At 72.7% G+C, this 17,530-nt stretch carries 14 protein-coding genes; 13 read left to right on the forward strand and 1 reads right to left on the reverse strand.

The window, feature by feature from the left end:
• Positions 1 to 424: 424 nt before the first annotated feature.
• The 7 genes from nsdA to ftsH all read left to right on the forward strand — a co-directional run bounded on the left by nsdA (position 425) and on the right by ftsH (position 11,026).
• Entirely contained in the window at positions 425 to 1,879 is a 1,455-nt protein-coding gene (gene nsdA, locus ACZ3TI_RS14525) for a transcriptional repressor NsdA (protein WP_465726526.1), read from the forward strand.
• A gap of 319 nt (positions 1,880 to 2,198) precedes the next feature.
• A complete protein-coding gene (locus tag ACZ3TI_RS14530; protein ID WP_465726527.1) occupies positions 2,199 to 3,587 on the forward strand; it encodes an ammonium transporter in 1,389 nt (462 codons plus the stop codon).
• Positions 3,587 to 3,925: a P-II family nitrogen regulator gene (locus ACZ3TI_RS14535; RefSeq protein WP_097236101.1), complete on the forward strand. Its 339-nt coding sequence runs from the start codon at positions 3,587 to 3,589 to the stop codon at positions 3,923 to 3,925. Before ACZ3TI_RS14530 ends, ACZ3TI_RS14535 begins: the two co-directional genes overlap by 1 nt.
• Positions 3,926 to 4,065: 140 nt before the next feature.
• Positions 4,066 to 6,510, forward strand: coding sequence for a [protein-PII] uridylyltransferase (locus tag ACZ3TI_RS14540; protein ID WP_465726528.1), 2,445 nt, complete (start codon positions 4,066 to 4,068; stop codon positions 6,508 to 6,510).
• 148 nt (positions 6,511 to 6,658) lie between these two features.
• A complete protein-coding gene (ffh, locus tag ACZ3TI_RS14545) occupies positions 6,659 to 8,224 on the forward strand; it encodes a signal recognition particle protein (RefSeq protein ID WP_465726574.1) in 1,566 nt (521 codons plus the stop codon).
• Between the two features lie 221 nt (positions 8,225 to 8,445).
• The gene (locus ACZ3TI_RS14550) at positions 8,446 to 8,970 is read left to right on the forward strand and encodes a GNAT family N-acetyltransferase (protein WP_465726529.1); all 525 of its coding nucleotides are present in this window, start codon (positions 8,446 to 8,448) and stop codon (positions 8,968 to 8,970) included.
• A gap of 94 nt (positions 8,971 to 9,064) precedes the next feature.
• Entirely contained in the window at positions 9,065 to 11,026 is a 1,962-nt protein-coding gene (ftsH, locus tag ACZ3TI_RS14555; RefSeq protein WP_465726530.1) for an ATP-dependent zinc metalloprotease FtsH, read from the forward strand.
• A 148-nt stretch (positions 11,027 to 11,174) separates the two neighbouring features.
• On the opposite strand, the gene ACZ3TI_RS14560 is transcribed toward ftsH, so the two are convergent.
• Positions 11,175 to 12,008, reverse strand: coding sequence for a class I SAM-dependent methyltransferase (locus ACZ3TI_RS14560; protein ID WP_465726531.1), 834 nt, complete (start codon positions 12,006 to 12,008; stop codon positions 11,175 to 11,177).
• A gap of 218 nt (positions 12,009 to 12,226) precedes the next feature.
• On the opposite strand from ACZ3TI_RS14560, the gene proS reads away from it, so the two are divergent.
• From proS to trmD, 6 genes are all read left to right on the forward strand, one after another.
• Entirely contained in the window at positions 12,227 to 13,639 is a 1,413-nt protein-coding gene (proS, locus tag ACZ3TI_RS14565; RefSeq protein WP_465726532.1) for a proline--tRNA ligase, read from the forward strand.
• Positions 13,640 to 14,072: 433 nt separating this feature from the next.
• Complete coding sequence (locus ACZ3TI_RS14570; protein ID WP_350602344.1) at positions 14,073 to 14,651, forward strand: hypothetical protein; 579 nt, start codon at positions 14,073 to 14,075, stop codon at positions 14,649 to 14,651.
• Positions 14,652 to 15,059: 408 nt separating this feature from the next.
• Positions 15,060 to 15,488: a 30S ribosomal protein S16 gene (gene rpsP, locus ACZ3TI_RS14575; protein WP_045700219.1), complete on the forward strand. Its 429-nt coding sequence runs from the start codon at positions 15,060 to 15,062 to the stop codon at positions 15,486 to 15,488.
• Between the two features lie 2 nt (positions 15,489 to 15,490).
• Positions 15,491 to 15,730: an RNA-binding protein gene (locus ACZ3TI_RS14580; RefSeq protein ID WP_030056773.1), complete on the forward strand. Its 240-nt coding sequence runs from the start codon at positions 15,491 to 15,493 to the stop codon at positions 15,728 to 15,730.
• Between the two features lie 189 nt (positions 15,731 to 15,919).
• Entirely contained in the window at positions 15,920 to 16,528 is a 609-nt protein-coding gene (rimM, locus tag ACZ3TI_RS14585) for a ribosome maturation factor RimM (RefSeq protein WP_465726533.1), read from the forward strand.
• A 47-nt stretch (positions 16,529 to 16,575) separates the two neighbouring features.
• Complete coding sequence (gene trmD / locus ACZ3TI_RS14590; RefSeq protein ID WP_465726575.1) at positions 16,576 to 17,394, forward strand: tRNA (guanosine(37)-N1)-methyltransferase TrmD; 819 nt, start codon at positions 16,576 to 16,578, stop codon at positions 17,392 to 17,394.
• Positions 17,395 to 17,530: the final 136 nt, after the last annotated feature.

Genomic DNA, 17,530 nt, shown 5'->3' on the forward strand with positions numbered 1-17,530 from the left:
CCCCGAGTGGGTGCTGAACTCGCTTGTGGCTGAGGTGGATTGCGGGTTCTGCCGGGCCCCCCGGGATGAGCCCGGAGACTTGGCGGCCCGCATATGCCGGACCGTCGGGACTACCTAGTGAAGCGTGTACCCCTTGGCTTCGGTTCACTCCTGGGGGTGGCGAAAGGTGGCGTTTCGCCAGGGTCGCTCCCGCGGGCCCCTCGCGGGGCATTACGTTCAGTGCGCGGATGCTGTCGTTGATCCCGCTCCGGGCCTTCGGAGAACGGGAGTTGGGGATCTGACGGCTCGTCCGCGACGATGGCACACCAGTGCGAGGACGCGGCACGGCACCACCTCAGGCACGGCACGTCTGGCAAGAGCCCGCAACCGTCGGGCGGTCACGATCGGGGGCCCCGCGAGGGGCCGGGCGGGATGGGACGTTCCCATGGCAGAGAAGCAACCCAATGAGAAGCTGACCACGTGGTTCGCCCGCAGCGGTTGGTCCAAGGGCGAGTTGGCCCGTCAGGTCAACCGCCGGGCCCGGCAGATCGGCGCCCACCACGTGTCCACCGACACGTCGCGGGTGCGCCGCTGGCTCGACGGGGAGCAGCCCCGCGAGCCGATCCCCAAGATCATGTCGGAGCTCTTCTCCGAGCGCTTCGGCTCGGTGGTCTCGATCGAGGACCTCGGCCTGCGCGCCGCGATCCCGGTCTCCACCGTGGGCGGCGGCGTCGACCTGCCGTGGAGCGGTCCGCAGACCGTCCAGCTGATCAGTGACTACTCCCGCAGCGACCTGATGCTCAACCGCCGCGGCTTCCTCGGCACCTCGCTGGCGCTGACCGCCGGCGCCGCGCTGATCGAGCCGATGCAGCGCTGGCTGACCCCCGGCCCGACCGGCGTGCCCACCCCGATCCTGACCGCGGCCAACGGGGGCGAGGCGTTCACCGGCCGGCTCTCCGAGCCCGAGCTGGAACTGCTGGAGCAGACCACGGTCATGTTCCGCCAGTGGGACGCGCAGAACGGCGGCGGGCTGCGCCGCAAGGCCGTCGTCGGCCAGCTGCACGAGGTCACCGACCTGCTCCAGGAGACGTACAACGAGGACACCACCCGGCGACTGTTCCGGCTCACCGCCGAACTCGCCCACCTGGCCGGGTGGATGTCGTACGACGTCGGGATGCACCCGAGCGCGCAGAAGTACTACGTGCTGGCCCTGCACGCGGCCAAGGAGGCCGGCGACCGCCCGTTCGGCGCGCTGATCCTCACCGACATGAGCCGGCAGATGATCCACCTCAACCGGGGCGAGGACGCCCTGGAACTGATCCACCTGGCCCAGTACGGCAGCCGCGACACCGCGACCCCGCGCCAGCAGTCCCTGCTGTACGCGATGGAGGCGCGCGCCTACGCCACCATCGGCGAGGTGAACCGCTGCGCCCGGGCGATCCGGCTGGCCGAGGACACCTTCACCGACATCCGCGAGGGGGACGGGGATCCGGACTGGCTGAAGTTCTTCTCGCCGGCCGAGCTGAACGCCGAGAACGCGCACTCCTTCCGCGACCTCGCGTACCACTCCGACAACGCCCAGCTGTACGCCTCGCTGTCGGCGCCGGTGATGGAGCGCGCGGTCGACCTGTTCCGCCAGGACGGCGACCACGTGCGCTCGTACGCCTTCAACCTGATCGGCATGGCCAGCGTGCACCTGCTGCAGAAGGAGGCCGAGCAGGCGGTGGTGATGGCCGAGCAGGCGGTGGACATCGCGACCAAGGTGCGCTCGGAGCGGCTGAACTCCCGGGTGCGCAAGACCACGGAGGCCGCGGCGGCCCGGTTCAAGGGCGTGGACGCGGTGAGCCGGCTCAAGGAGCGGGTCGTTCAGGACATCCCGGAGTACGTCTCGGTGGTCTGAGCCCCGCCGGTCCGGGTCCCGGGGCCCCGGGAACGGCCCTCCCCGTGACTCCACCGACCGTGGCGGCCGCCGCCGTCACGGTCGGTGGCTCCGTCGCGCCCGGGGTCGTCGCGTGCGGCGGCACGGTAACCCGTCCGGGCGAGCGCGGGGCCGTGGTTCACGCAGCCGTAACCCGTGCGTCGAACGCGTCACGGCCGCGAAACAACCGGCCGCACTGGCCGAAACCAGCCTTCGGCACGCTCCTCTTCATCGCCGACGCCCCGGATGGCACGGGACAGGTACCCGGGTGCGGATCGGCTTGGACGCAGAGGAGACGCCGATGCCGGACGGCTTCAGCGCGGGCGACACCGCCTTCGTGCTCATCAGTGCGGCCCTGGTCATGGTGATGACCCCGGGCCTGGCCTTCTTCTACGGGGGCATGGTCAGGGCGAAGAGCACACTGAACATGCTGGCGATGAGCTTCCTCTCGCTCGGCATCGTCACCGTGCTCTGGGTCCTCTACGGGTACTCGCTCAGCTTCGGGCCCGACTCCTTCGCCGGTCTGATCGGCAACCTGGACTTCCTCGGGATGCGCGGGATCGGCCTGAACGAGCTGACCGGGACCATCCCGGTCACCGCCTTCGCGGTCTTCCAGCTGATGTTCGCGATCATCACCCCGGCGCTGATCAGCGGCGCCATCGCGGACCGGGCCAAGTTCGCCGCCTGGGGCCTGTTCATCGCGCTCTGGGTGACGGTCGTCTACTTCCCGGTCGCGCACTGGGTGTTCTTCTTCGACGGCGGCAACGGCGGCTGGCTGGGCGACCGCAACGGTGTGATCGACTTCGCCGGCGGCACGGCCGTGCACATCAACGCCGGTGTCGCGGGCCTCGCGCTCTGCCTGGTGCTGGGCAAGCGGGTCGGCTTCAAGAAGGACCCGATGCGCCCGCACAGCCTGCCGCTGGTGATGCTCGGCTCCGGGCTGCTGTGGTTCGGCTGGTTCGGCTTCAACGCGGGCTCGGCGCTGGCCGCCAACGGCGTCGCCGCGATGGCGATGGTCAACACCCAGGTCGCCACGGGTGCGGCGCTGGTCGGCTGGCTGGTCTACGAGAAGCTCAAGCACGGCGCCTTCACCACGCTGGGCGCCGCCTCCGGCGCGGTCGCCGGACTGGTCGCGATCACCCCGGCCTGCGGCTCGGTCAGCCCGCTCGGCGCGGTGGCGATCGGCCTGGTCGCGGGCGCGGTCTGCGCCGCCGCCGTCTCGCTCAAGTACCGCTGGGGCTTCGACGACTCACTCGACGTGGTGGGCGTGCACGCGGTGGGCGGGGCGATCGGCTCGCTGCTGGTCGGCCTGTTCGCCACCGGCGGGGTCGGCCAGGCCGCCAAGGGCCTGTTCTACGGCGGCGGGCTGGGGCAGCTCGGCAAGCAGGCGATGGGCGTGGCCGTGGTCGCGGCGTACTCCTTCGTCCTCTCCTGGCTGCTGGCCAAGGCGGTCGACAAGCTGGTCGGGTTCCGGGTCGCCGAGGAGGTCGAGGTGGCCGGCATCGACCAGGCCGAACACGCCGAGTCCGCCTACGATTTCAGCGCTGTCGGGGCGGGCCTGGCCCGGGCCCTGCCGGGCCTGGCCGCGGCCGTCGCACCGGCCGCCGCGAACCCCGAGGTGAAGTCCGCCGAGAAGCCCACCGAGCAGGCCGCCGGAAAGGCTGCCGAGAAGACCGAGGTCGACGCCTGATGAAGCTCATCACCGCCGTGATCAAGCCGTACCGCCTGGACGAGGTGAAGGCCGCCCTGCAGGCCTTCGGGGTCCACGGCCTGACCGTCACCGAGGCCAGCGGCTACGGCCGCCAGCGCGGCCACACCGAGGTGTACCGGGGCGCCGAGTACACCGTGGACCTGGTACCGAAGGTCAGAATCGAGGTCCTGGTCGAGGACGAGGACGCCGATGACCTGATCGAGGTCCTGGTGAAGGCCGCCCGGACCGGGAAGATCGGCGACGGCAAGGTCTGGAGCATCCCGGTCGACACCGCCGTACGGGTCCGCACCGGAGAGCGCGGCCCCGACGCTTTGTAGCCCCCACCGCCGGCGGGCCCGTGACCCCCAGGGGAACGCGGGCCCGCCGACGGCGTACCCCCGCTCGGCCGAACCGCGGCGCACCGCATTCCCGGCGCCCCGCGGGACGGTCCGGCCGCACGACGGACGGGACCCAGCGCATGACCACCGAGACCAGGCCTTCCGACCCCGCCGACCATGCCGCCGCCCGGGCCGCGCTGCTCGCCGACCCCGGCCCGGTCGGCCGACCCCGCCGTGAGGCGCTCGCCCGGCTCACCGACGACTGGCTGGCCGGCCTGCTCGCGGCGGCCGGCGCCCCGCCCGGCGTCGCCCTGGTCGCCGTCGGCGGCTACGGGCGCGGCGAGCTGTCCCCGCGCAGCGACCTGGACGTCCTGCTGCTGCACGACGGACCGATCGCCCGCGAGCTGCCCGAGCGGATCTGGTACCCGGTCTGGGACGCGGGCGCCAGGCTCGACCACTCGGTGCGCACCGTCGCCGAGGCCCGGGCGGTCGCCGCCGCCGACCTCAAGGCCCAGCTCGGCCTGCTGGACGCCCGCCACCTCGCCGGGGACCCGGCGCTCACCGCCGAGCTGCGCGCCGCGGTGTTCACCGACTGGCGCGCGGGCGCCCCCGCACGCCTGCCCGAGCTGCGCGAGCTGGGCCGCGAGCGGGCCGAACGGCACGGTGAGCTCTCCTTCCTGCTGGAGCCCGACCTCAAGGAGGCCCGCGGCGGCCTGCGCGACGTGGTCGCGCTCAACGCCGTCGCCGCCACCTGGCTGGCCGACGCGCCCCGGGACGGCCTGGACGCCGCCGCGCTGCGGCTCGCCGACGTGCGCGACGCCCTGCACCTGGTCACCGGCCGGGCCACCGAGCGGCTCAGCCTCCAGGACCAGGACCAGGTTGCCGAGCGGCTCCGCGTGCTGGACGCCGACACCCTGCTGCGCCAGGTCTACGAGGCCGCCCGCACCATCGCCTACGCGAGCGACGTCACCTGGCGGGCGGTGGACCGGGTGCTCGCCGCCAAGGCCGGCCGGGGCCGCCGGGCGGTGCGCCGCGCGCTCCCGTTCACCGCGCCGTTCACCGGTGTCGGCCGGGGCGCGGGCGCGGTGGCCCGGGGCGCGGTCGAGCGCCGTCCGCTCGCCGAGGGCGTGGTCGAGCAGGACGGTGAGGCGGTGCTGGCCCAGGGCGCCCGCCCGGCGGCCGATCCGGTGCTGCCGCTGCGCGCCGCGGCCGCCGCCGCGCAGAACGGGCTGACCGTCTCGTACGCGACGGTGCGCCGGCTGGCCGCCGAGTGCCGTCCGCTGCCGGTGCCCTGGCCGGACGAGGCGCGCGAGCAGCTGGTCACCCTGCTGGGCGCGGGGGAGGCGGCCGTGCCGGTGTGGGAGGCGCTGGAGGCGGAGGGGCTGGTCACCCGGCTGCTGCCGGACTGGGAGCGGGTGCGCTGCCGTCCGCAGCGCAACGCCGTGCACCGCTGGACGGTGGACCGGCACCTGGTGGAGACGGCGGTGCGGGCCGCCGCGATGACCCGCCGGGTGGCCCGGCCGGACCTGCTGCTGGTCGCGGCGCTGCTGCACGACATCGGCAAGGGCTGGCCCGGGGACCACAGCGAGGCCGGCGAGGTGATCGTCCGCGACCTCGCCCCCCGGATGGGCTTCGGCCCCGAGGACACCGAGACCCTGGCGGTGCTGGTCCGCCACCATCTGACCCTGGTCGACACCGCGACCCGCCGCGACCCGGACGACCCGGCCACCGTCGAGGTGATCACCAAGGCCGTCACCACCCTGCCGGAGCTGGAGCTCCTGCACGCGCTCACCGAGGCGGACGCGCTGGCCACTGGCCCGGCCGCGTGGAGCAGCTGGCGGGCCTCGCTGGTCGGCGGGCTGGTGGCGCGGGCGGCCGACCGGCTGGCCGGGGCGGGCACCGCGCCGGTGGAGGCGGCGCCGACCGCCGAGCAGGAGCGGCTCGCGGTCGACGCGGCCCGCACCGGTGAGCCGGCGCTCTCGCTGCGGGCCCAGGCCGAGGGCGCGGACCCGGGCACCGAGCCGATGGGCGTCGAGCTGACCCTGGCCGTCCCGGACCGTCCCGGGCTGCTCGGCACCGCCGCCGGGGTGCTCGCGCTGCACCGGCTGACCGTCCGCTCGGCCGGGCTGCGCGAGCTGGACCCGATCGGTGCCGGGCCGGTGCTGCTGCTGTCCTGGCGGGTGGCCGCCGAGTTCGGCGAGCTGCCGGAGGCGGCCCGGCTGCGGGCCGACCTGCGCCGGGCGCTGGACGGCTCGCTGGACGTCGCGCGCCGCCTCGCCGAGCGGGACGCGGCCACCCCGCGTCGCAGGGGCATCCCGACCCCGCCGCCGCTGGTCGCGGTGGCGCCCGCGGTGGCCTCGGCGACCGCGACCGTGCTGGAGGTCCGCGCGCACGACGCTCCCGGGCTGCTGCACCGGATCGGCCGGGCGCTGGACGGGGCGGGCGTACGGGTGCGCACCGCGCACGTCTCCACGCTGGGCGCGGAGGCCGTCGACTCCTTCTACCTGACCGACGAGGCGGGCCGTCCGCTGACCGCCCTGCGGGCCGGGGAGGTGGCGGCGGCGGTGCGGGCGGCGCTGGGCTGAGGACCGCCGGGCGCGGGGCGCCAGGGAGCTCCGGGAGCAGGAGGTGGGGAGCTCTCGGAGCAGGGGTGGAGACCGTACCCGGGGCGGCCGGATACCCTGGGGGACGACGACCGTACCGATACCGATGCCGCAGAGGACCCGCGACGACGTGTTCGACACCCTTTCCGATCGCCTCGCAGCGACGTTCAAGAACCTCCGGGGCAAGGGCCGCCTCAGCGAGGCGGACATCGACGCCACCGCCCGCGAGATCCGCATCGCGCTGCTCGAGGCGGATGTCGCGCTGCCGGTCGTCCGGGCCTTCATCAAGCAGGTCAAGGAGCGGGCGCTCGGTGCCGAGGTCTCCGGCGCGCTGAACCCCGCGCAGCAGATCATCAAGATCGTCAACGAGGAGCTCATCGCGATCCTCGGCGGCGAGACCCGCCGGGTGCGGTTCGCCAAGAGCGGCCCGACGGTCATCATGCTCGCCGGTCTGCAGGGTGCCGGTAAGACCACCCTCGCGGGCAAGCTCGGCCACTGGCTGAAGAAGCAGAAGCACACCCCGCTGCTGGTCGCCTGCGACCTCCAGCGCCCCAACGCGGTCAACCAGCTCCAGGTGGTCGCCGAGCGCGCCGGCGTGGCCTTCTACGGCCCGCAGCCGGGCAACGGCGTCGGCGACCCGGTGCAGGTCGCGAAGGACTCGATCGAGTACGCCAAGCAGAAGCAGTACGACGTCGTCGTCGTCGACACCGCCGGCCGCCTGGGCATCGACGCCGAGCTGATGCAGCAGGCCGCCGACATCCGCGCCGCGGTGAACCCGGACGAGGTCCTGTTCGTCGTCGACGCGATGATCGGCCAGGACGCGGTCACCACCGCGCAGGCCTTCCTCGACGGCGTGGACTTCACCGGTGTCGTGCTCTCCAAGCTCGACGGCGACGCCCGCGGCGGTGCCGCCCTGTCGGTCGCGCACGTCACCGGCCGGCAGATCATGTTCGCCTCCAACGGCGAGAAGGTCGACGACTTCGACGCCTTCCACCCGGACCGGATGGCCTCGCGCATCCTCGGCATGGGTGACGTCCTCTCGCTGATCGAGAAGGCCGAGCAGACCTTCTCGCAGGCCGAGGCGGAGAAGATCGCCGCCAAGCTGCGCGGCGGCCCGAAGCAGTTCACGCTGGACGACTTCCTGTCGCAGCTGGAGCAGGTCCAGAAGATGGGCTCGATCTCCAAGCTGCTCGGCATGCTGCCCGGCATGGGCCAGATCCGCGACCAGATCAACAACATCGACGACAAGGACGTCAACCGGGTCGGCGCGATCATCAAGTCGATGACCCCGGCCGAGCGCGCCGAGCCGGAGCTGATCAACGGTTCCCGCCGGGCCCGCATCGCCAAGGGTTCGGGCGTCCAGGTCGGCGAGGTGAAGAACCTGGTCGAGCGGTTCTTCGACGCCCGCAAGATGATGTCCGCGATGGCCTCCGGCAAGGGCATGCCCGGCATGCCGGGGATCCCGGGCATGGGCGGCGGCGCGAAGAAGTCCGGCAAGAAGGCCCCGCAGGCCAAGGGCAAGCGCAAGAGCGGCAACCCGCTGAAGCGGGCCCAGGAGGAGGCCGCGGCCGCCGAGCGCCGCGCGCTCGGCCCGGGCGCCGGACAGACTCCGGCGGACGGCGGGGCGTTCGGCCTCGGCGCGGGCAAGGGCCCGGCCGACTTCGAGCTGCCCAAGGAGTTCAAGGACATGCTGTAGTCCTTGATCGGTGTTCCTGATCGGTGTTCCTGATCAGCCCTCTTGATCAGCCCTCTTGATCGGCGCTCTTGATCGGCGCTCTTGATCGGCGCTCTTGATCGGTCTCCTGATCGGTCGAGGCCCTTCCGGGGCTTGTGCGCGATCGGCCTTGATCGATTCTGGTCGGCCCGTCGTCCGGTGTTTCCGGGCGGCGGGCCGATCGCGTGTCCGATGATGGGGACATGCGAGTGACGATCAGGGCCCCGAGGGCCGAGGACGCGGTTGCGTACGCCGAGGCGGTCCGGCGGTCCGCCGAACACATCGGGCGGTGGAACCCGGTCGAGCCGGACGGGCTGCCCGAGCTGCTCGAGCGCCAGGGGGCGGGCCTGCGCACCTTCCTGATCGTCGACGGGGCGACCGGCGGGCTGGTCGGCAAGGTGAACGTCGCCAACATCGTGATGGGCCGGTTCTGCAACGCGGCGCTGGGCTACGACTCGTACCTGCCGTTCGCCGGCACCGGGCGGATGAGCGAGGGCATGCGGCTGGTCCTGGACCAGTGCTTCGCCCCGCACTCGGCCGGCGGGTTGGGGCTGCACCGGCTGGAGATCAACGTGCAGCCGGACAACGAGCGCTCGGTCGCGATGGCCAAGCGGCTGGGCTTCCGGCACGAGGGCTTCTCGCCGCGGATGCTCTTCCTCCAGGGCGACTGGCGGGACCACGAGCGGTTCGCGCTGACCGCCGAGGAGTGGCCCGGCGCCTCGGCATAGCCGCTGGTGAGGGCCCTCGGGCACCCCCCGTACGGGTGCCCGGGCGCGGCGTTGCGGTTGGCCCGCCCGATCACCTGTCCGTATCGTCCGATGGGTGACCGAACCCGTGCCGCCGCGTCAGACTCCCGACCAGCCCTGGCGCTCCGAGGGCGCCCCGCCCCCGACGCCGCCCCGTCGGCGGATGCCCGGCGGCTGGACCGGCCTCGTCCTCACCGCCCTCGTGGTGTTCCTGATCTCCGACGTGCTGCTGTCCTTCTTCGGCAACGAGGGCGCCACCACGATCTCGTACACCGAGTTCAACGACCAGCTGAACAAGGGCAACATCACCAAGATCTACGCCAAGGGCGACGCGATCGAGGGCACCCTCAAGAGCGCCCAGCCCAAGCCGGACGGCGGCAAGGGCGACTACACCGAGTTCGACACCCAGCGGCCCTCCTTCGCGGGCGACAACCTGTGGGCCATACTGCAGCAGCAGGGCGTCGAGGTCACCGCCACCTCGCCGGTCCAGCAGCGCAGCTTCCTCACCAACCTGCTGCTCTCGCTCGCCCCGATGCTGCTGCTGATCTTCATCTGGGTGCTGCTCGCCCGCCGGATGGCCGGGGGCCTCGGCGGCGGACCGCTCGGGCGCAAGGCGCCGCCCAAGCCGGTCACCGCCGAGCAGGGCAAGCGCACCACCTTCGCCGACGTGGCCGGCATCGACGAGGTGGAAGCCGAACTCACCGAGGTGGTCGACTACCTGAAGAACCCGGAGCGGTACCGCAGGCTCGGCGCCAAGATGCCGCGCGGCGTGCTGCTGAGCGGCCCGCCCGGGACGGGCAAGACCCTGCTGGCCCGGGCCGTGGCCGGCGAGGCGGACGTGCCGTTCTTCTCCGCCTCCGCCTCCGAGTTCATCGAGATGATCGTCGGTGTCGGCGCCAGCCGGGTCCGCGAGTTGTTCGCCGAGGCCCGCAAGGTCGCCCCGGCGATCATCTTCATCGACGAGATCGACACCATCGGACGCCAGCGCGGCGCGGGCGGCGGCATGGGCGGGCACGACGAGCGCGAGCAGACGCTCAACCAGATCCTCACCGAGATGGACGGCTTCAGCGGCTCCGAGGGCGTCATCGTGATCGCCGCGACCAACCGGGCGGACGTGCTCGACCCGGCGCTGCTGCGCCCCGGCCGCTTCGACCGGCGGATCACCGTCAGCCCGCCCGACCGGGAGGGCCGCGCCGCGATCCTGCGCATCCACACCCGCAGCGTCCCGCTGGCCGGCGGCACCGACCTGCTGCAGCTGGCCAAGGTCACCCCCGGGATGACCGGCGCCGAGCTCGCCAACCTGGTCAACGAGGCCGCCCTGCTGGCCGTCAAGCGCGACCAGGACGCGGTCAACGAGCGGGACCTCTCGGACGCCCTGGAGAAGGTCCAACTGGGCGCGGTGCGGCCGCTGGTGATGCCGCAGGAGGAGCGCGAGCGGACGGCATACCACGAGAGCGGGCACGCGCTGCTGGGCATGCTGCAGCCCGGCGCGGACCCGGTCCGCAAGATCACCATCGTGCCGCGCGGCCGGGCGCTCGGCGTCACCCTCTCCACCCCGGAGAACGACCGCTACTCGTACACCGAGCCGTACCTGCGCGGTCGGATCATCGGCGCGCTGGGCGGCATGGCGGCCGAGCAGGTGGTCTACGGGGTGATCACCACGGGTGCCGAGAGCGACCTGGAGCAGGTCACCGGCATCGCCCGCGGGATGGCCGGGCGCTGGGGGATGAGCGAGCGGGTCGGCCGGCTCACCGCGGTGCCCGCGGACGTGCAGGGCGCCGGCGCGTACGGGCTCTCCGCCGCGCCGACCACGCTGGACGCGGTGGACGAGGAGGCCCGCCGGATCGTCGCCGAGTGCTACGACGACGCGCTGCGGCTGCTGACCGAGCAGCGGCACCGGCTGGACGCGCTGGCGGCGGCGCTGCTGGAGGCGGAGACGCTGGACGAGGAGGAGGCGTACCGGGCGGCGGGGGTGCCGCGGGAGGGGGCCTCGGACGGGCCGGACGGCGCCGGGGGGAAGTCGCTCGACCAGGTGTGAGCCGGTCGTCCGGGGGCGCTCGCCGTGTGGCGGGCGCCCCCGGTTTCATCGTGCCCTCCATGAACGCTTCCAGCGCGGCCGTGAGGGCCCGCTACCGCGCGTCGGGCCCGCTACCGCGCGTCGGGCCCGCTACCGCGCGTCGGACCGCCTACCGCGGCCGTTCGGCGATCAGGTAGCGGAACACGTTCTCCATCCGGACCGAGCCGTCCGCGCGCAGGTACGGCTGCAGCGCCTCCTCCAGCTCCTTGGCCACCAGCGAGGCGCCGGAGAACTCCTCGGCGGCCTCGAACAGGCCGGTGGAGAGCAGGCCGCGCACCGCGCTGTCGAGGTCCGCGTAGGCGAACGGGCAGCTCACCCGGCCGCTGCCGGCGGGGCGCAGGCCGGCCGGGGCGAGCAGGTCCTCCAGCGCTCCGGGCGCGCTCAGCTCGAACGGGTCGCGCGCGGTGGTGCGGCCCGCCATCCGCCGGGCCACGTCCAGCACCGGGGCGCTCTCGCAGCGCTCCGGCGGGCCCCAGGCGGCGAGCACCACGTGCCCGCCCGGGAGGGTGAGCCGGGCAGCCTCGGCCACCAGCGCGCGCGGCTCGGCGGCGCCGGGCAGCTGCTCGAAAACCGTCACCAGCGAATGGGCCGAGCGGGGGACGGCGGCGGTCGGCCGGGCCACGGCGCACACCCGCAGCCGGCGCCCGCGCGCCAGCTCGCGCAGCTCGTCCCGCGGCTCCTGCCCGGCGACCTGGGCGCCCCGGCCCGCCGCGAGCAGCAGGGCCAGTCCGGACCGGCAGCCCAGGCCCAGCACGCTGCTCGCCGGACCGACCTCCAGCCGGTCGTGGACCGCCTCGTAGAGCGGCACCAGCATGCGTTCCTGGATCTCCGCCCAGTCGCGCGCCCGCGCGGGCCCGGTCGCCCCGGGCTGCGGGTGGTGCGCGCGTGCGCCCGTTGGTCGTACGGTCGTGCGGGTCGTGCCGGTCGTCCGAGCTGAAGCCATCGCGGCCTCCCATCCGGTCCTTCGGTGTGCTGCTACGGCTCCCCCAAAGTCCCGCCCCACTCCAGCGAACAGCGGGTCGGGCCCGGCGTCCAGAGGGGTGCAGGGTGGTGCGCGCGCGTCGCGGTGGTGCGCCCCCCGTTCCGCGACCCGGCTCGCCACCCTCCGCGGGTGTGATACCGATTCGAAGTCAGGGGGTCGCTCCCCGTACCATTCGCCCCATGGCTAAGGCACCCGTTCTCACCCCTCAGGCGGAAGACTTCCCGCGCTGGTACCAGGACCTCATCAACAAGGCCGAGCTGGCCGACAACGGTCCGGTGCGCGGCACCATGGTCATCCGACCGTACGGCTACGGCCTGTGGGAGCGGATGCAGCAGGAGATGGACGCCCGGATCAAGAAGGCCGGCGCCCAGAACGCGTACTTCCCGATGTTCATCCCGCAGTCCTATCTGACCAAGGAAGCGGAGCACGTCGAGGGCTTCGCGCCCGAACTCGCGGTGGTCACCCATGGCGGCGGCAAGCAGCTGGAGGAGCCGGTCGTCGTCCGGCCCACCTCCGAGACGATCATCAACGAGTACTTCTCGAAGTGGGTCCAGAGTCACCGCGACCTGCCCCTGCTGATCAACCAGTGGGCCAACGTGGTCCGTTGGGAGCTGCGTCCGCGCGTCTTCCTGCGCACCACCGAGTTCCTCTGGCAGGAGGGCCACACCGCCCACGCCACCTACGAGGACGCCCGCGAGTACGCGTCGATGATCCACACCCAGGTCTACGGCGACTTCATGACCAACGTGCTCGGCATCGACGTCGTGCTCGGCCGCAAGACCGCCAAGGAGCGCTTCGCCGGCGCCATCAACACCCTCACCCTCGAGGGCATGATGGGCGATGGCAAGGCGCTGCAGATGGGCACCAGCCACGAGCTGGGCCAGAACTTCGCCAAGGCGTTCAACACCACCTACCAGCTGCAGGGCGCCGAGCGCGAGTACGTCTGGCAGACCTCCTGGGGCGTCTCGACCCGCATGGTCGGCGGCCTGATCATGTCCCACGGTGACGACAACGGCCTGCGGGTGCCCCCGCGCCTGGCCGCCGTCCAGGCCGTCGTGCTCGCGATCAAGGGCGACGACGCGGTCATCGCCAAGGTCCGCGAGATCGGCGCCCAGCTGGAGGCCGTCGGCATCCGCGTCGTGGTCGACGACCGCACCGACACCCCGTTCGGCCGCCGCGCCGTCGACTGGGAGCTCAAGGGCGTTCCGCTGCGCATCGAGGTCGGCCCGCGCGACCTGGAGAACGGCACCGCGATGCTGGCCCGCCGCATCCCGGGCGGCAAGGAGCCGGTCGCCATCGACGCCCTGGCCGCGCTGCTCCCCGGCATCCTGGAGGAGGACCAGGCGCTGCTGCTGCGCCAGTCCCGCGAGCGCCGCGAGTCCCGCACGGTCGACGTCAAGACCATCGACGAGGCCGTCGAGGCCGCCGCGACCGGCTGGGGCCGGATCTCCTGGGCCGAGCTCGGCGCGGAGGGCGAGGCCAAGCTGGCCGAGCAGGGCGTCACGGTGCGCTGCATCGTCGCGGCCGACGGCTCGGTGCCGGCGTCGGACGACCAGGACGGCAACATCGCGATCGTCGCCCGCGCGTACTGACGCCCGCGCGTACTGATTCCGGGTTCCGGTATGTGTGTTACCTGCTGGTAATGACCGGCGGCGACAACATTTGCCCGGAATGCGGATGGGTAAGAATCCGGTAACTCTTCCGAGGGACTCCCGGCAGTGGACATCCCTACTGGCCGGTCAACTCCCGGTATTAACGGAATAGCGGTACGGTGTACGGCCCGTGGCCCTGTCAATCAGGCGGGACCACGGGCCGTACGTCCTGGGGGCGACAGCCCGCCCTCCGGGGCGGAATTTCACCAGGCCCGCCGACTCTTCGACGGGCCGAAACCGGCAGGGGGTTGGTCTTGCGTCAGATCCGGAGCGTGCAATTCGCGCGCGGCCTTGCATTCCTGGGAGTTCCCTGTGAATTCCCGGAGAACGAGAACATGCGGAACATCGGCTCGCACTCCATCGTTGGTCTAGCGTGAGCACGACACAGCCCCTCGTTCTCGCGGCCGAACTGGCCGCCGCCTGGAGCGACATCCAGGCCTACCACCAGGACCTCCCCGACCTGGCCTCGCCCGAGGCCCTGATCGGCGAATCCTCCTCGGCCTGTGGGACGCGGCTCGGTTTCGAGCGGCTCCTCCACGAGGCTGCCCACGGTCTGGCCGCGGCCCGGGACATCCGGGACACCTCGCGGGCCGGCCGCTACCACAACCGGCGCTTCCTGATGCTCGCCTCCGAGCTCGGTCTGGCGCACCCGGTCGAGCCGCACGCGAGCAGCGGCTTCTCCCAGGTGACCATGCTCAAGGAGACCCAGGAGCGCTACGCCGAGACCATCGAGCGCCTGGACCGCGCCCTCGGCGCGCACCAGGAAGCGGTGGCAGGCGATGGCACGACGCGTGCCTTCCGCGGCCCGGCCGCCCGGCACGGCTCCTCCGGGGGCGGCGTCCGGGTGAAGGCGGTCTGCGGGTGCGGGCGCAACGTCCGGGTCGTGCCGTCGGTGCTCGCGCAGGCGTCCATCGTCTGCGGTGCGTGCCAGCAGCCGTTCAAGATCGCGTAGGCGGTCGGCGGCCCGGCGGTCTGCTGTGCGGGCAGCGGTCCGGCCGGAGCGAGCGGTACGGCAGGCACCTGAGTGCGTACGGACGCGCTGTGCGGCGGGACGGTCGCACGGCTGTGCGGCGGGACTGTCGCACGGCGGAGCGGTACGAAGGCAGAGCAGGACAGCAGTGCGACAACGGTGAGTCCATGGGCTGGACCGGGAGCGGGGGCTCCCGGTCGAGCCTTGATCGCTCCCCGGGCCCGTGTGCAGGCGGTTCGCGCCGGTATGGCAGAATGGACAGCTGAGTACTCGGCAGCCGGGCAGGACCCCTCTCTCCTACGGCTGGCGTGTCCCTTGAACGGTCCGCCCCGCAACCCCACGCGGCGGCGAGCCCGCTCACCCACGTCAACACCAGGAGAATCCACTCCCGTGGCAGTCAAGATCAAGCTGAAGCGTCTCGGCAAGATTCGCTCCCCGCACTACCGCATCGTCGTCGCCGACGCCCGCACCAAGCGTGACGGCCGCGCGATCGAGGAGATCGGCATCTACCAGCCGACCTACAACCCCTCGAAGATCGAGGTCGACAGCGACCGCGCCCAGTACTGGCTGTCCGTCGGCGCCCAGCCGACCGAGCCGGTGCTCGCCATCCTGAAGCTGACCGGCGACTGGCAGAAGTTCAAGGGCCTGCCGGCTCCGGCCCCGCTGAAGGTCGCGGAGCCGAAGGTCGAGGACTTCTCGCACCTGTTCGCCAAGGCCGTCGCCGGCTTCGAGGACGCCACCACCGGCGTCGCCATCACCCCGAAGGCCAAGAAGTCGGACAAGGCCGAGGCTGAGGCCGACGCCGCCGCCGAGGCCTGAGCGTGATCGAGGACGCCCTCGACCACCTGGTGAAGGGCATCGTCGAGCACCCCGACGAGGTGCAGGTGCGCTCGCGCAACCTGCGTCGGGGCAACACCATCGAGGTGCGAGTGCACCCCGATGACCTCGGCAAGGTGATCGGCCGGGGCGGCCGCACGGCGCGCGCTCTGCGCACCGTGGTCGGCGCCCTCGGCGGTCGCAACGTCCGGGTCGACCTGGTCGACGTGGACAACATCCGCTGACGCAGCTGCTCGTTCAGCCGTCAGGGCTTGGGGCCGACCGGGACGCATGGCGTCCCGGTCGGCCTTTTTCGTTTCCCCGTACCACCGCACTTCCTCGTGCCACCGCTTTCCCGTGGCACCCGCTTTCCCGTGGCACCCGCTTTCCCGCACCACCCCACCCCACTCAGGAACTCCAGGAGAACGATCACCGTGCAGCTCGTCGTCGGCAGGATCGGCCGTGCCCACGGCATCAGGGGGGACGTCAGTGTCGAGGTCCGCACCGACGAGCCGGAACTCCGGCTCGGCCCGGGTGCCGTCGTGCTCACCGACCCCGCGTCGGTCGGGCCGCTGACCGTCGAGTCCGGCCGGGTGCACAGCGGCCGACTGCTGCTGCGCTTCGCCGGCGTCAAGGACCGCAACGCCGCCGAGGCGCTGCGGGGCACCCTGCTCATCTCCGAGGTCGACCCGGAGGAGCGCCCCGACGACCCGGAGGAGTACTACGACCACCAGCTGATCGGCCTGGACGTGGTGCTGCTCGACGGCACCCTGGTCGGCGAGCTCACCGAGGTCGTCCACCTGCCCTACCAGGACCTGCTCACGGTGAAGAAGGCCGACGGGACGGAGGTGCTGGTGCCCTTCGTGACCCAGATCGTGCCGACCATCGACCTGGAGAACCAGCGCGCGGTGATCACTCCGCCGGCCGGGCTGATCGACCCGGCGCAGGCCGAGGTCGCCGGTACGTCCGCGGGCGAGCGCGGCGAGGGGTCGGAGCGTGCCGAGGGTTCGGAGCGTGCCGAAGGGTCGGAGGAGTCGGAGTGACCGTCGAGGGGAACGGCAGCGTGCAGTCCGGCGGTGTGCAGAGCGGCATGCGGATCGACGTCGTCTCGATCTTCCCGGAGTACCTGGAGCCGCTGAACATCTCGCTGGTCGGCAAGGCCCGCGCGCGCGGCCAGCTGGACGTGCACGTCCACGACCTGCGCGAGTGGACCCACGACGTGCACCGCACGGTGGACGACAGCCCGTACGGCGGCGGCCCCGGCATGGTGATGAAGCCCGAGCCGTGGGGCGAGGCGCTGGACGCGGTGGTCGCCGGTGGGCCCGAGGGCGAGCTGCCCACCCTGGTCGTGCCGACCCCGAGCGGGCGCCCGTTCACCCAGGAGCTCGCCCAGGAGCTGGCCGGCCGCCCCTGGCTGGCCTTCACCCCCGCGCGGTACGAGGGCATCGACCGCCGGGTGATCGAGGAGGCGGCCACCCGGATGCCGGTGGTCGAGGCCTCGATCGGCGACTACGTGCTGGCCGGCGGCGAGGTCGCGGTGCTGGTGATGGTCGAGGCGATCGCCCGGTTGCTGCCCGGGGTGCTCGGCAATGCCGAGTCCCACCGCGACGACTCCTTCGCGCCGGGCGCGATGGCCGACCTGCTGGAGGGCCCGGTCTACACCAAGCCCGCCGAGTGGCGCGGCCGGACCGTGCCGGACGTGCTGCTCAGCGGCAACCACGGGAAGATCGCCCGCTGGCGGCGCGAGCAGGCCTTCGCCCGCACCCTGGCGAACCGGCCCGACCTGGTCGAGCGCTGGCAGTACGGCGCCTTCGACAAGAAGGACCGGGAGGCGCTGAGCATCCTCGGCCTGGCCTGGGACGAGCGACTCGGCCGATTTCGGTCCGCGGCCGGTGGTGTGGAAGAATAGGCCGCTGCTGTCTGTCGCTGGTCCCCTCCCGTAGGGGGCACGTGGACCGGCGCCCCCGCCACGGGGGGATCGTCGTCAGCCGATGCGGCCCGCAGCAGACCCCATTGTGACGATTTCCGTGGGCGGCCCGTGGCGC

It is taken from the genome of Kitasatospora sp. NPDC023120 (assembly GCF_055560835.1).

Excerpts from the sequence above, each read along its gene's own strand:
- proS (WP_465726532.1), top strand. The coding sequence starts at position 12,227 with ATGGCTAAGGCACCCGTTCTCACCCCTCAGGCGGAAGACTTCCCGCGC.
- nsdA (WP_465726526.1), top strand. The coding sequence starts at position 425 with ATGGCAGAGAAGCAACCCAATGAGAAGCTGACCACGTGGTTCGCCCGC.
- ACZ3TI_RS14530 (WP_465726527.1), top strand. The coding sequence starts at position 2,199 with ATGCCGGACGGCTTCAGCGCGGGCGACACCGCCTTCGTGCTCATCAGT.
- ACZ3TI_RS14550 (WP_465726529.1), top strand. The coding sequence starts at position 8,446 with ATGCGAGTGACGATCAGGGCCCCGAGGGCCGAGGACGCGGTTGCGTAC.
- trmD (WP_465726575.1), top strand. The coding sequence starts at position 16,576 with ATGCGGATCGACGTCGTCTCGATCTTCCCGGAGTACCTGGAGCCGCTG.
- ACZ3TI_RS14540 (WP_465726528.1), top strand. The coding sequence starts at position 4,066 with ATGACCACCGAGACCAGGCCTTCCGACCCCGCCGACCATGCCGCCGCC.
- ACZ3TI_RS14560 (WP_465726531.1), bottom strand. The coding sequence starts at position 12,008 with ATGGCTTCAGCTCGGACGACCGGCACGACCCGCACGACCGTACGACCA.
- ACZ3TI_RS14535 (WP_097236101.1), top strand. The coding sequence starts at position 3,587 with ATGAAGCTCATCACCGCCGTGATCAAGCCGTACCGCCTGGACGAGGTG.